Origin of the sequence: Rhizobium lusitanum (genome assembly GCF_014189535.1) — a bacterium.
Lineage (GTDB): Bacteria > Pseudomonadota > Alphaproteobacteria > Rhizobiales > Rhizobiaceae > Rhizobium > Rhizobium lusitanum_C.
Map to the genome: position 1 here is coordinate 1,007,659 of NZ_CP050308.1, position 13,463 is coordinate 1,021,121.

Annotated in this window: 11 protein-coding genes; 2 read left to right on the forward strand and 9 right to left on the reverse strand. The window is 59.2% G+C overall.

Translation table 11 applies throughout. The features are described 5' to 3' along the window. The first annotated feature begins 99 nt into the window (after positions 1–99). The gene (locus tag HB780_RS18670; RefSeq protein WP_183694825.1) at positions 100–492 is read left to right on the forward strand and encodes a GNAT family N-acetyltransferase; all 393 of its coding nucleotides are present in this window, start codon (positions 100–102) and stop codon (positions 490–492) included. Between the two features lie 14 nt (positions 493–506). Here the strand turns inward: HB780_RS18670 and HB780_RS18675 are convergent, their stop codons facing one another. The 9 genes from HB780_RS18675 to HB780_RS18715 all read right to left on the reverse strand — a co-directional run bounded on the left by HB780_RS18675 (position 507) and on the right by HB780_RS18715 (position 12,419). Beyond that, a complete protein-coding gene (locus HB780_RS18675) occupies positions 507–1,433 on the reverse strand; it encodes a LysR substrate-binding domain-containing protein (protein ID WP_183694828.1) in 927 nt (308 codons plus the stop codon). A gap of 316 nt (positions 1,434–1,749) precedes the next feature. Then, positions 1,750–2,979 carry an MFS transporter gene (locus tag HB780_RS18680; RefSeq protein WP_183694831.1) on the reverse strand — a complete coding sequence of 410 codons (1,230 nt, stop codon included), beginning with the start codon at positions 2,977–2,979 and terminating at the stop codon, positions 1,750–1,752. A 149-nt stretch (positions 2,980–3,128) separates the two neighbouring features. Next, complete coding sequence (locus HB780_RS18685; RefSeq protein ID WP_183694833.1) at positions 3,129–3,821, reverse strand: B3/B4 domain-containing protein; 693 nt, start codon at positions 3,819–3,821, stop codon at positions 3,129–3,131. 83 nt (positions 3,822–3,904) lie between these two features. Beyond that, positions 3,905–4,714, reverse strand: a complete 810-nt coding sequence (locus HB780_RS18690) for an AraC family transcriptional regulator (protein WP_183694836.1) — start codon at positions 4,712–4,714, stop codon at positions 3,905–3,907. 47 nt (positions 4,715–4,761) lie between these two features. Then, positions 4,762–5,733, reverse strand: coding sequence for a DMT family transporter (locus tag HB780_RS18695; protein ID WP_183694839.1), 972 nt, complete (start codon positions 5,731–5,733; stop codon positions 4,762–4,764). Positions 5,734–5,864: 131 nt separating this feature from the next. Then, positions 5,865–7,322, reverse strand: a complete 1,458-nt coding sequence (locus tag HB780_RS18700) for a DUF930 domain-containing protein (protein ID WP_183694842.1) — start codon at positions 7,320–7,322, stop codon at positions 5,865–5,867. A gap of 337 nt (positions 7,323–7,659) precedes the next feature. Further along, positions 7,660–9,726, reverse strand: a complete 2,067-nt coding sequence (gene rpoD / locus HB780_RS18705) for an RNA polymerase sigma factor RpoD (protein WP_183694845.1) — start codon at positions 9,724–9,726, stop codon at positions 7,660–7,662. Positions 9,727–10,172: 446 nt separating this feature from the next. Further along, positions 10,173–11,210, reverse strand: a complete 1,038-nt coding sequence (gene tdh / locus HB780_RS18710) for an L-threonine 3-dehydrogenase (RefSeq protein ID WP_183694848.1) — start codon at positions 11,208–11,210, stop codon at positions 10,173–10,175. Positions 11,211–11,231: 21 nt separating this feature from the next. After that, a complete protein-coding gene (locus HB780_RS18715) occupies positions 11,232–12,419 on the reverse strand; it encodes a glycine C-acetyltransferase (RefSeq protein WP_183694849.1) in 1,188 nt (395 codons plus the stop codon). 262 nt (positions 12,420–12,681) lie between these two features. On the opposite strand from HB780_RS18715, the gene HB780_RS18720 reads away from it, so the two are divergent. Beyond that, positions 12,682–13,452: an SDR family oxidoreductase gene (locus HB780_RS18720; RefSeq protein WP_183694852.1), complete on the forward strand. Its 771-nt coding sequence runs from the start codon at positions 12,682–12,684 to the stop codon at positions 13,450–13,452. Positions 13,453–13,463: the final 11 nt, after the last annotated feature.

Consider the following 13,463-nt stretch of genomic DNA (forward strand, 5'->3'; position numbering starts at 1 on the left):
GCTCGCAGGTCATCAACCATATGCGGCTGTTGCATCCTCTGAGCCTGCGGATAAGCTTGGCATCACGGCTTCACCAACAATCGGCAACAGGGAACGGTTATGACGGTTGAATTCAGGACCGATCCCTATCCCGACAACGAAGCACTCAACGCCCTGTGGACTGCGGCCTGGAATGAACCCACCACACGCGATTTTTCGCTGATCCTGTCGAGAAGCCTCGCTCATATCGGCGCCTTTACCGGAGGGCGCCTGGTCGGTTTCGTCAATGTCGCCTGGGATGGCGGCATCCATGCCTTCATTCTCGACACCTGCGTCTCCCCCGAATTCCGTCGGCGGGGAATAGCAACCAGTCTTGTCGAAAGGGCAACGAAGGTTGCGCGCGAACGCGGCGCGGATTGGCTGCATGTCGATTTCGAACCGCATCTCGCCGGCTTCTATCGGAACCTGGGTTTCAGGGCGACCGAAGCCGGCGTGATCAAGCTTCGCGATTAACGGCGACTTCTCTCTCAATCAGCCTTGTTGACCTGAGATATCAACCAATTGCGAAACAGCGCCGCCGATGGGTTCTGCAGGGCATTGGGCGGATAGACCAGATTATAGCTGACGGCCGCCGGCTGAACCTCCACGAAACAACGCAGCAGTCTTCCATCCGCGATGTCTTCCGCAACAAGCGAACTGCGCACCAGTGCAAAGCCTAGGCCATCACGGCACGCCTTGAGCATGTCCACGAAGGATTCGAACAACGGCCCGGCTTCCACCGCTTGGCCGATATCGAAACTCGAGACATCACCGTCTTCGCCACGGCTGGTCACCTGCTCGTACCAGCGCTGCCAATCCAGCACCGTATGCCGCATGCCGGCGTAGCGTAGCAGAGGTGCTGCCCTTATCGCATTGCGCGGCGGCAATCGCTCGGACAGGTCCGGCGAGCTGACGACAAATTCCTCGTCCGTCAGCAGCTCCTCCAGCATAAGCCCAGCTTCGGCCCGCCCAAGCCAGATGGCGAGATCGGCGCCGCTAGGTCCGAAATCCGGCCTCTGATAGCCGACAGCCATCTTCAATTCGATGTCGGGATAGCGTTGGCAAAAATCCGGCAGTCGCGAGGCCAGCCATTGGCTTGAAAATTCCGGCGTCACCGACAGCGCCAGAGTACGGACCGACACACTCGCCCGCGCCTGATAGAGCGCTTTCTCCAATTGAGAGACCGTTTCCGCAATTGACGGATGCAGACGCGCGCCGAGCAGCGTCAATCGCGCACCCGACCGTCCTCGATCGAAAAGCCTGCCGCCGATCCAGCCTTCGAGCTGGGCAAGCTGCTGACTGATCGCGGTCTGCGTCAGTCCCATCCGCTCAGCCGCGCGCCCGAAGCCGCCGGTTTCGACGATGGCGCAGAATGCCTGCAAGACGGTCAATGGCGGGAGCGGTCTCTTACCCATGAAAATCCTTCATGTATTACCGATGGAAGCTTCATTATACGCAGCAAATTTCTAGGCGCATTCCTTTTGATCGCGGGATCATAAGGTGTACGACAGATGAGATATTCTCATGGATTTATTAGGCTACGGATCGTCCTGAAGCGGATCGATCAACGACTTCAGGCGCTCCCATGCCAGCGAAAATCCAACCCCGAGAACAAAGCGGCACGCGAAAGCATCCTAAGTCTCAGCGACCATCTCAAACGAGATGCAGGGCTGGATCATATCCTGGACGACCAATGAGCCTGCGGGATCACTCATCGTGTCGGATTGCGCCTCAGCCGTTGAGTGTCTTGACCTTGGTCAAATCAGGGAAGATCCGCGTCCAGAGCAGCACGACCGCAATGGTGCCGACGCCGCCGATAATGCCGGTGAGCACAGGACCAAAAGCGCTGGCGAGCATGCCGGATTCGAATTCACCGAGCTGGTTCGATGTGCCGATAAATAGCGAGTTCACGGCATTGACGCGACCACGCATGATATCCGGCGTCAAGAGCTGCACCAGCGAGCTGCGCACCACCACGCTGACCGTATCCGACGCACCGACAACGAACAGCGCCGCAACGGAAAGGATGATGTTGGTCGAGAGCGCGAAAACAACTGTAGCGACGCCGAAGATGAAGACGGCGATCAGCATCTTCTTGCCGACGTCGCTCTGCAGCGGCCGCCGCACCAGCCAGATCGACATGACCAGCGCGCCGATGGCAGGTGCCGCGCGCAGCAGGCCAAGCCCCCAGGGGCCGGCATGCAGGATATCGCGGGCGAACATCGGCAACAGCGCGGTGGCGCCGCCGAGCAGAACCGCGAAGAGATCGAGCGAGATGGTGCCCATCATCACCGGCCGGCTCTTGATGAAGGAAACGCCGGCAAAAACCGAACTCAGCGTCACCGGCTCGCGTGAGGACGGCTGCTGCCGCTCGACACGGATGGAAATGACATTGACGCTGGCAATGACATACAGCACCGCGGCCACGAGGAAAGGCGCGACCGGGCTGACGCCGTACAGCAGACCGCCGAGCGACGGACCGATGATGAAGGCTGTCTGCATCATCGAAGTCGAGGTGGCGATCGCCACTTGCAGCATCGAAGGCGGCACGATGTTCGGCAACAGCGCCGCCATGGTCGGGCGTTCGAAGGCGGTGGCGGCTCCCATGACCGCAACAGCGGCGAGAATGCCGTGAGGGCCGATCCATTGCTGCCAGACGGCGACGGCCAGCACCAGCGCCGTCAACGCCTCAATCAACTGACAGACGAGGCCGATGCGCCGCCGGTCGAAACGATCAGCCACATGCCCGACGATGAAGGTCAGGGCCACCATCGGCAGGAACTGGCAAAGGCCGACCAGGCCAAGATAGAAAGCGCTATGGGTCTGATCGTAGATCATCCAGCCCATGGCAACGGTGACGGACTGGAAGCCGATGGAGGAAAAGACGCGGGAAGCGGCGAAGGAACGGTATCCGGGATGACCGAGCGCGCTTGTCCGGTCTTGGCTCTGCAGGGTGTCCATTGGTCTTTCTTCGGTTCCGCGCACAGGGAACGGAACGATCTTCATGGGAAATATGAGATATTGAGTTGAGTTCCCTGCTCTGCCCGAACACGGCAATTGTCAACCGCGTTTTTGTTTCGATCAGCCTTCTGCTCGAAAAAGACATCAGGCTAGAGATCAAAACGTGGTGAAGAGCGGCTGAGCAGCGCGGTCTTTGCCTTGGTCTTCCATACAGCGGCAAGCTCCGCAGCAATGGTCTCAATCAGCCTCGGCACATCACGACCAGCCGTTTCATGCATCGCCTCGGCAACGATCAGCACCGATCGTGTATCCGCGCGAACGGCGGAAAGACCGCTTTGCCGATTGGTCCAGCGCCGCGCATGCGCCCGCTCAGCGCCATCGGCAAAAATCACTTCACGCAGTTCCGGATGCTCCGTCTCGCCGGAGAAGGTCAGATAGGTCTCACGCCCTGTCGCATGTCGGACTTCGAGATTGCCCGAAATCTTCTCCAAATCGAACACGGCGATTGGAATGGCAAAAGCGATGGAGATGGCATTGCACAGATCGATCAGCGGGTGCAGTTGCGGCAGCGATTTTTCCTGGCGGAAGCGGCGAAGCAGCGCTTCGGAGGCACAGCGATACTGCGTCGGCTTCAGTCCCATCTTCGAAAAGCTACGCCGCCAGGCCTGTATCTCCGGCATTTCGCTTTCCGAACCCGCCGCCAGCCGCTGCTCGGCAATGGCATGGAATTTTGCGACGGGATCAGTGACGACGGCATTCGCCGTAATCCCTTCGACAAAGAGCACACCGGGGACCAGATCGGGGAATTCGCTCCACATCTCGTTCGAATGGCGGAAATACATGGCTTTTCCTTCTGCGCGGTTCTGATTTGCCGCCGCAGAAAAGCCCGTCGTCATTGCCGGGTCTTGAACAAAATTGCATGGATCTAGCAGGCAGCCGCCGCATAGGCGCCGGGCGATATGCCGAAATTGCGCACGAAGAGGCGTGTCATGTGACTTTGATCCGCAAAGCCACTGGCAAAGGCCGCCTCGGCCAACGGCGTGCCCGCCGCGATCAACCGCCGCGCCGCGTGGATACGGCGCTGCAGCAGATAGGCATGGGGCGTCAGCCCCGTCACTTTGGTGAATGCGCGCAGGAACTGGAAATGGCTCAGCCTGCAGGCGTCAGCAAGTTCAGCAAGCGTCAGAGGAGCTGAAGGATCGTCCTCGATCAGATCGCGAGCGCAGCCGATAGAGGCAGGAACGGCAATAGCCCGCGATGTCCGCGCGCCCTCGCCCATCACAGCCGCAACCAGCGATAACAGCAGCCCATCGCGCAACAGCGCATCCTGCGGCTCGGAATTGCCGACCAAGAGTGGGAACAGGGCTTTGAACCATGCCACAACTTGGCTGCTGCGGATGACAGGCGACGGAAACTCCACCTCGCCTATCCCACCCTCGCCGATATCCCTCAACAGATCGCCGATCAGCGGCGGATCGAAATGAAGCATCGTCCAGGTCCGGCTCTCACCGATGGGCATGCCGTCATGGACCTCATTCGGATTGAAGCAGATGACATCTCCGGCCTCGGCCCGCACCAGTCCGCGCCCGCTCAGCGAAGCATGCGCGCCAGATTCGATGATGCCGATGCCGAATTGGTCGTGCGTATGCTTTGGAAAGCTGTAGCCCGTTTCGGCTTTCACGGCCTTGATGCCTGCCACATGAGAGCGAAACATCTTGAACTGGCCGGTCTTCATGCGCCTCGCCCTTCAACCCTGCTGAAAGCTGTCGGCCGAAGCATATATCACGTCTCCGGCCTGTCCTGCGCGGTCGTCGTGAGCGCTGCCTGCGTATTGGCCGTGACGGCCGCCGGCAAAGGCGTGCCGCGCTTGCGCTCACGCGCCAGCGTCAGCAGGCCGGAGAAAATGATGAGGACGATGCCGAGCGCCATGGGCAGATCGATGCTGTCGTTGAACAGCAGGTAGCCGAAAGCAATCGCCCAGATCATCTGGCTGTATTGCGGCGGCGCGACAAGGTTAGCCGGAGCCATCTGCGCGGCAAGCAGTAACAGCACACTGCCAGCAGCGCCAAGCAGCCCATAGCTCGCCAAAAACATCCATTGCCAAGGGGTCGGCATGGTTACTTCGGACAGCATGAGAAAACCGCTGACGATGAGCGTGCCGAACAGGCCCGCGCCATAAAGCGAAATTCGCTTCTCCTTCGCCCCGAGCGCACGATTGACGACAATCGAGATCGCAGCCGCCAAGCCGCCGATCGCGGCGCAGAGATGGCCGATCGAAAGCTCGCGAAAGCCAGGCCGCAGCACGATGAGAACGCCGATAAAGCCGAGTGTCACCGCCGTCCAGCGCTGCCAGCGGACATCCTCCTTCAAGAAGATGACCGACAGAATCGTGACGAAGGAGGGCAACAGAAACAGCAGCGCGAAAGCTTCCGCCATCGGCAGCTTGGTAAAGGCGACGATGGAACAAATGGCGCCGGTCGCGCCGCAGACGAAGCGCAGCATCCATAAAGGCCGGTTCGACGTCTTCACCATATCCAGCCAGTCATCGTCGCGCTTCTTCAGGAACGGGACGGCGACGAGGCCGAAAAGCGCGCCGATGAAGGCCACTTGATAGGACGGAACCGTCCCATGCAGCATCTTGATCGACGCATCGCTGAAGGCGAAGACGGCATAGGACGCGAACGCCACCAGGACGCCGCGAAGCGTGGAATGGCCGGCGGCCAAGGATTTGGAATCGGCAGTGATCGATGTCATCGGATTGTGCAATGCAAAGGGAGGGAAGTTGAATCGCGTAGCTGCGAGCAATTGTATGATGAAATGGGCCGAATTTCGATCGGCGCTGAAATAAACTATTGTTTCAAAGCGATGGGGCCGGTGTTGCCAGATCAAAACTTAGGCAAGCCAAGTCTGTCGAGCTGGCTTCTCGGGATACGGCCAACAACAGCGTGCGAAAAGGCGACGACCTTCAAAGCGGCGTCGTCCACCTGGCACGTAAACTTGACCTGCTGCCAACCTTTGGGCGTTTCTACCGCCAGTCCATCACCAAAAGCTCCAGTATTCGTCAACATGGTAGGAGAGAGAGCGGAGTTAAGATAATTGCCAAATTGTGCCAGCGCCTCGCTACGACAAAGAGACCGAATGCGATCGCGCCGCGGCAGCTCTTTCCAGGCATCGTAGTCACTCTTGGACAACTTGGCCATTTCGCTGCCGGAATAGAGTTTCTTGACCTGTGTGAGTTGTCCCTTCTCTCCACCCGACTTGGCCTTGGCGGCTTGCTGTTGTGGTTCGGTGACGAAGGACGTTCCGTTCGCCGGAGTGCTTTTATTGTCCGACGCAGCCTGCTCTTTTGACGGCGGTTGCGATTGGGGACCGGCAACGGTCGGCACAGTGATTTGCTGATCGACCTTGTTGTCGGCGGATGACGGCTGTTGTTGCGGGTCGGGAACAGCGGCATTCGCTTGCTCCGTCTCGGGGTCAGATGTCGCCGCCGCCTTCTCCTGCGTGTCCGTGCCATCCTGGTCCGTCGCCGGAGCTTCCGGCTGGGCCACTTGCGCATCCGAAGGCTGGTCCGTCGCAAGCTCCTTCGGCTTCGGCATGGAGGCAGGATCGCGGGAATTGGGGTCGACTACCGGCGAAGCAGCCTTGGCTTGCTCGGCGGGCTTATCGGGTGCTGCCTGCGTCTGTTGCGGCTCCGGTTTAGGATCGGTGGCCGGCGACGCGGCATTGGCTTGATTGGCTTGTACGCTTGGCTCCGGTTGAGGGCTGGATTCCTGCTGTTCCGGTTGGGCGTTGGGCTCTTTGGCGGGTGACACGGTGGCCTGATCTTCGGTCTGGCCATCGTTCGGAGTTGGCATGGCATTCGTCTGCGCCGACGCATCCGCCTTTTGTGTCGTTGAGGAATCCTTCTCCTCCCCCTTCATGTCTGGAAGGGGTGTCTCTTCTGCCGAGGCCTGCTGTTCGGGCTTCGGCGCAGGCGTGTTGGAGTTCTGCTCGCTGGTGGTAGCGTCAGCCTTCTTGTCCTGCTGATCCGACTGCGCCTTGGGGTCGCCCGCCTTCTGCGCCGGGGCCGGCTGTTTCTGCGCTTCCGCCTGCTGCGTCTTCTCGTCCGGCCTGGGTGTTGGCGTCGGAACCTGTCCAGAAGCCTCCTTCGGCTTCGTAGCGTTCTCCTGCTGCTCCTGTGGCTGGGGCACAAGCTCGACGTTGACATTCTCTTCCGGCGTGGCTTGCGGCGGCATCATCAACGGCCGCAGCAGGAAGACAGCCGCCAGCGCGACATGCAGCAGGATCGACAAGGCAAAGCCTCGTCCGATCTTCCTATCCTGCTTTGTCGTGGCCTGTTCCATCGCTCAGCGAACGGCTCGCCGGGCAAAAGCAGCCGATGGGAAAACGCATATCAATTTCATCAGAACCTTACCGAAAACGCCAGATCGAGCGGCGACAGACACCCGACATATGGTGGGCAACAATGCGGCCCGAAAGAGGCAATAGCGAAAAGCCAGCTTGTCAGGCCCTCGCCCCCTCCGCAATGCCTCGAAAACACACCTGCGTGATCACGCCATATAGCATGCGATGCCAACTGCCGGTTTCCGCCAATAGCCGTAAAACAAGCTCTTTGGCAGCAAACAAAAACCCGGCTCGCATTCACGAACCGGGTTTTGATTTTGTAACGGTAGAAACCGCTTAGCTGTCCAGGAACGAACGCAGCTTGCGGCTGCGGCTCGGATGCTTCAGCTTGCGCAGCGCCTTGGCTTCGATCTGGCGGATACGTTCGCGGGTGACCGAGAACTGCTGTCCGACTTCTTCGAGCGTATGGTCGGTGTTCATGCCGATGCCGAAGCGCATGCGCAGCACGCGTTCTTCACGCGGCGTTAGCGATGCCAGCACGCGGGTCGTCGTCTCGCGCAGGTTGGCCTGAATGGCGGCATCGATCGGCAGAAGCGCGTTCTTGTCCTCGATGAAATCGCCAAGATGCGAATCTTCTTCGTCACCAACAGGCGTTTCGAGCGAGATCGGTTCCTTGGCGATCTTCAGCACCTTGCGCACTTTTTCGAGCGGCATGGCGAGCTTTTCAGCCAATTCTTCCGGCGTCGGCTCGCGGCCGATTTCGTGCAGCATCTGGCGCGATGTGCGAACGATCTTGTTGATCGTTTCGATCATGTGCACCGGAATACGGATCGTGCGGGCCTGGTCGGCGATCGAACGGGTGATCGCCTGACGAATCCACCAGGTGGCGTAAGTCGAGAACTTGTAACCACGACGATATTCGAACTTATCGACCGCCTTCATCAGGCCGATATTGCCTTCCTGAATAAGGTCAAGGAACTGAAGACCACGGTTGGTGTATTTCTTGGCGATGGAGATGACGAGGCGAAGATTCGCTTCGACCATTTCCTTCTTGGCGATACGCGCTTCGCGCTCGCCCTTCTGCACCATATGCACGATGCGGCGGAATTCCGAGATGGAAATCCCGGTTTCAGTCGCAAGGTTCTGAATTTCCTGGCGGATATCGCGGATCGTGGTGTTTTCGCTCTTGGCGAATTCCTTCCAGCCGCGGGCGGCCAGATTGCCGATCGACTTCATCCAGTTCGGATCAAGTTCGGCGCCCTGATACTGTTCGAGGAACGAGTCGCGCTTGACGCCGTAGGATTCGGCAAGGCGCAACAACCGGCCTTCGTTCTGTACGAGACGCTTGTTGATGTCATAGAGCTGCTCGACCAGAGCGTCGATGCGGTTCTGGTTCAGCGACAGAGACTTGACCGACTTGACCAGCTCGTCCTTCAGCTCCTTGTAGCGGCGCTCCTGCGCCGACGACAGAGTACCCGATGCCGACAGGCGCTGCTCGACCTGCTGGTCCTGCAGCTTGCGCAGCTTCTTGTAGGTTTCGGCGATCGTATCGAGCGTCGTCATCACCTGCGGGCGAAGCTCGGCTTCCATCGCAGCGAGCGAGAGGCTGGATTCGTCCTCGTCGTCTTCTTCTTCCTCACCCGGCAAACCTTCGCCGCCGACATCGGTGATGTCGTCACCACCAGAGGGCGAACGACCACGACGGGCTGTTTCCTTTTCTTCAGCAGCCTTGCGGTCCGCTTCGATCTTTTCCGGGCTCTGGAACTGTGGTGCCGCCTTGGCTTCCGGGCCGGAATAGGTGGTTTCGAGATCGATGATCTCGCGCAGCAGCGTCGTGCCTTCGTTGAGTTCGTCACGCCAGATGATCAGCGCCTGGAACGTCAACGGGCTCTCACAGAGACCACCGATCATGGTCTCACGACCAGCCTCGATGCGCTTCGCGATCGCGATTTCGCCTTCGCGCGACAGCAGTTCGACGGAGCCCATTTCGCGCAGATACATGCGCACCGGGTCGTCGGTCCGGTCGGTCGGTTCTTTCTTCTTGGCGGTTGCCAGCGCCGAACCGGTGGAAGGTGCGAGCTCGCCGCCTTCCCCGCCCTCATCGTCGTTGGAATCGTCGTCGTCGTTGCTGCTGGTTGCCGTACCCGCCTCTTCGACGTCCTCGTCCTCAATGACGTTGATGCCCATATCGGACAGCATCGCCATCGTGTCTTCGATCTGTTCGGACGTCACTTCTTCGGACGGCAGGACAGCGTTAAGCTCGTCCATCGTCACGTAGCCGCGTTTCTTCGCGGCCTTGATCATTTTTTTGACCGCGTCATCGGAAAGGTCGAGAAGCGGGCCATCGGAGGTGCCGTCGCGTTCGACTTCAGCTTCTTCGTTTTCTTTGACCTTGGTTGCCATCTCTATATCGTCGCTTTCCCTGACGCTTAAAACTTATACGCGGTGAATAACCGCTCTGGCCCGGCGCGCCTCGCACCAGCCCCGAATCACAGACGAAGACCTAACGGATTGACCTTTAATGCCTGATTAACCACGATCGCCGGCACCGGACAGCAAAGCTGGATTGCGTTTGGATTTCCGGCCATGGTGCATGATGATCCGCCTGATCCAGTTTACCGTTTTTCTGAAGACAAACGGTGATTCCTACAATTTTTGCCTACGTCAAGCTTTTCCAGCAAAAAAGCCTGTTAAAATCGTGAAAAAGCCTTATCCACAGGCTCCGCACGCCGGAAACAATAGTTTCCCGTATTTAGGAAGTCCCCGCACGATGACAAGAGCAGCCTTGTCAAACGTCAGCATTTCCGTTGTTTGCGGACTATACTGATGCCATCAAGCCACAAATAAGCTCAAATCCAGTCCATTACCACCTTGCCGGAGTTGCCGGAACGCATCGCTTCGAACCCTTCGCGGAAATCATCGATGCCGATACGATGAGTGATGACCTGCGAGACGTCGAGCCCGCCCTGAACGAAGGCGATCATCTTGTACCAGGTCTCGAACATCTCACGGCCGTAGATGCCCTTCAGGTTCAGCATCTTGAAGATCACCTTATTCCAGTCGATCTCGAAGCCGGCCGGCGCGATGCCAAGAATGGCAATCTTGCCGCCATTGTTCATCTTGTCGATCATGTCGCGGAAGGCGGGAGCAGCACCCGACATTTCCAGACCGACGTCGAAACCCTCGGTCATGCCGATGGACTTCATCACATCGGCAAGATTTTCCTTCGAGGCATCGACGACATGGTCGATGCCGACCTTACTGGCGAGCGCCAATCGGTTCGGATTGATATCGGTGATAACAACCTTGCGCGCGCCGGACCGCTTGGCGACCATGGCGCCCATGATGCCGATCGGCCCGGCACCGGTGACCAGCACGTCCTCGCCGACCAGATCGAAGGACAGTGCCGTATGCACGGCGTTGCCGAAGGGATCGAAGATCGCGGCCACTTCATCCGGAATATCGTCGGGGATCGGCACGACGTTGGATTCCGGAATACAGACGAATTCGCCAAAGGAGCCTGGGCGGTTGACGCCGACGCCGAGCGTGTTGCGGCAGAGATGCCCCCTGCCCGCCCGGCAATTGCGGCATTTGCCGCAGACGATATGCCCCTCGCCGGAGACACGCTCTCCGACATGATATTTCGTCACCGCCGAGCCGACCTCAGCAATCTCGCCGCAAAATTCATGACCGACGACCATCGGCACCGGAATGGTCTTCTGCGCCCATTGATCCCAGTTCCAGATATGCACATCCGTGCCGCAGATCGCCGACTTCCTGACCCGGATCAACACATCGTTCGGCCCGACCTCGGGAACAGGAACATGCTCCATCCATAGTCCGACTTCAGGCTTCGATTTGACCAGCGCCTTCATCATGTTCGACATGATCTGTCGTCTCCATCCGATTCAAATGATTCCGAGTTCCCGTCCCGCCTCGGCGAAAGCAGCAATAGCGCGCTCCACGTCGGCCTTCGAATGTGCAGCCGACATCTGCGTGCGGATACGCGCCTGCCCCTTCGGCACGACGGGGAAGGAAAAGCCGACCACGTAGACACCCTTTTTCAGCATCAGCGCCGCCATCTCCTGCGCCACTTTCGCGTCGCCGAGCATGACGGGAATGATCGGATGATCGGCGCCAGCCAGCGTAAAGCCAAGCTTGGTCATTTCGCTGCGGAAAAACTCGGCATTGCCGCGGAGACGATCGCGCAGTGCGTCACCATTATCGATGAGGTCGAAGACCTTCAGCGAGGCAGCCGCGATGACTGGCGCCAGCGTATTGGAGAAGAGGTAGGGGCGCGAACGCTGCCGCAGCCACTCGACGATCTCGGCCTTCGCCGAGGTATAGCCGCCCGATGCGCCGCCTAGCGCCTTGCCGAGCGTACCGGTGATGATGTCAATCCGGCCCTCAACGCCGCAGTATTCAGGCGAACCACGGCCATGCTCGCCGACAAAACCGACCGCGTGACTGTCATCGACCATGACCATGGCGCCATATTTTTCTGCAAGATCGCAGACGCCGCCGAGATTGGCGATGATGCCATCCATGGAGAAGACGCCGTCGGTGGCAATCAGCTTGAAGCGGCTGCCCTCGGCCTTCTTCAGTTCTTCCTCCAATGCCGCCATGTCGTTGTTGGCATAGCGAAACCGCTTCGCCTTTGAGAGGCGCACGCCATCGATGATCGAGGCATGGTTAAGCGCGTCGGAGATGATCGCATCCTCCTCCGACAGCAGTGTCTCGAACAGCCCGCCATTGGCATCGAAGCAAGAGGAGTAGAGGATCGTATCCTCCATACCGAGGAAGGACGATATCCGCGCCTCGAGCTGCTTGTGCTCCTCTTGCGTGCCGCAAATGAAGCGTACTGAGGCCATCCCGTAGCCGTAGCGATCGAGCGCCGTCTTCGCGGCCTCGGCCAACTCGTCATTGTCGGCGAGACCAAGATAGTTGTTGGCACAGAAATTCAACACCCGATCGCCGCTGGCGACCGTAATCTCCCCCGCCTGCTTCGAGGTGATGACGCGCTCGGACTTATAGAGCCCCACCTCTTTCAAGCCGGCGAGTTCCGTACGCAAGTGAGATATGAACGTAGGGGTCATGGTCGCATTCCGATGCTGGTCACAGTGCCTAACTAGCCAAGAAATAACACAGGATTCGGCCGCTTGCTGCATCCAGCAGCGGCAAAATGCGTAGCGCCGTGGCGCTGGCACGATATGGGGGCAAGTTCGATATTATCTGTCAAACCGAACGAAAAACACGCAAGTTCTCAGCCTCCCCCGTCAATTGCTATTGCAAAAATTACTTGACTGAGTCCATTATTTTGCCGCAAGTCGATGTTGATCTCAGTAGAAGGGGAGAGCCATGGGCATAGTTCACAGATTCTCCCTCGCGGGCCGGGTCGCACTCGTCACCGGTGGCGGACGCGGCCTCGGGTTTGAAATGGCGCAGGCGCTTGCCGATGCGGGAGCGTATGTCATCGTCAATGGGCGCACGGCCGCGACGCTAGACCGCGCCGTCGAAGCCATACAAGCAACAGGCGGCATGGCCGAAGCCGCCGCCTTCGACATTGCCGACCGCGAGGCGCAGCGCGCGGCGATGGCGGATATCGAGAAAAACCACGGCCGGCTCGACATACTGATCAACAATGTCGGCGCCCGCGACAGGCGCCCGCTGGCCGATTTCGATGATGACGCGATCCTCGCTTTGCTCAACACGGATCTGGCCGCCTCGATCATGCTCTCCCGTGATGCCGCCCGCCTGATGAAACAACGCAATCATGGACGCCTGATCTCGGTCACCTCGATCAGCGGCCAAGTCGTCATGCCCGGCGACTGCGTCTACCCCGCAGCCAAGCAGGGGCTGACCGGCCTGATGCGTGGCATGGCCGTGGAATTCGGCCCATATGGCATTACCAGCAATGCTATCGCTCCGGGCTGGTTCGCGACGGAAACCAACGCCGCAATGGCAGCAAATGAGGAACTGATCCCCTTCGTGCGCCAGCGCATTCCGGTTCAGCGCTGGGGACGGCCGGAGGAGATCGCAGGCGCCGCCTTGTTTCTCGCCAGCGACGCCGCCTCCTTCGTGAACGGCCATGTCCTGACCGTCGACGGCGGCATGACCGTCAGGATGTGAATGGGCCTAGC

Bases quoted from the DNA above. Each gene is read 5' to 3' on its own strand.
- rpoD (WP_183694845.1), bottom strand. From the start codon at position 9,726: ATGGCAACCAAGGTCAAAGAAAACGAAGAAGCTGAAGTCGAACGCGAC.
- HB780_RS18685 (WP_183694833.1), bottom strand. From the start codon at position 3,821: ATGTATTTCCGCCATTCGAACGAGATGTGGAGCGAATTCCCCGATCTG.
- HB780_RS18695 (WP_183694839.1), bottom strand. From the start codon at position 5,733: ATGACATCGATCACTGCCGATTCCAAATCCTTGGCCGCCGGCCATTCC.
- HB780_RS18675 (WP_183694828.1), bottom strand. From the start codon at position 1,433: ATGGGTAAGAGACCGCTCCCGCCATTGACCGTCTTGCAGGCATTCTGC.
- HB780_RS18680 (WP_183694831.1), bottom strand. From the start codon at position 2,979: ATGGACACCCTGCAGAGCCAAGACCGGACAAGCGCGCTCGGTCATCCC.
- HB780_RS18720 (WP_183694852.1), top strand. From the start codon at position 12,682: ATGGGCATAGTTCACAGATTCTCCCTCGCGGGCCGGGTCGCACTCGTC.
- tdh (WP_183694848.1), bottom strand. From the start codon at position 11,210: ATGTCGAACATGATGAAGGCGCTGGTCAAATCGAAGCCTGAAGTCGGA.
- HB780_RS18670 (WP_183694825.1), top strand. From the start codon at position 100: ATGACGGTTGAATTCAGGACCGATCCCTATCCCGACAACGAAGCACTC.
- HB780_RS18715 (WP_183694849.1), bottom strand. From the start codon at position 12,419: ATGACCCCTACGTTCATATCTCACTTGCGTACGGAACTCGCCGGCTTG.
- HB780_RS18700 (WP_183694842.1), bottom strand. From the start codon at position 7,322: ATGGAACAGGCCACGACAAAGCAGGATAGGAAGATCGGACGAGGCTTT.
- HB780_RS18690 (WP_183694836.1), bottom strand. From the start codon at position 4,714: ATGAAGACCGGCCAGTTCAAGATGTTTCGCTCTCATGTGGCAGGCATC.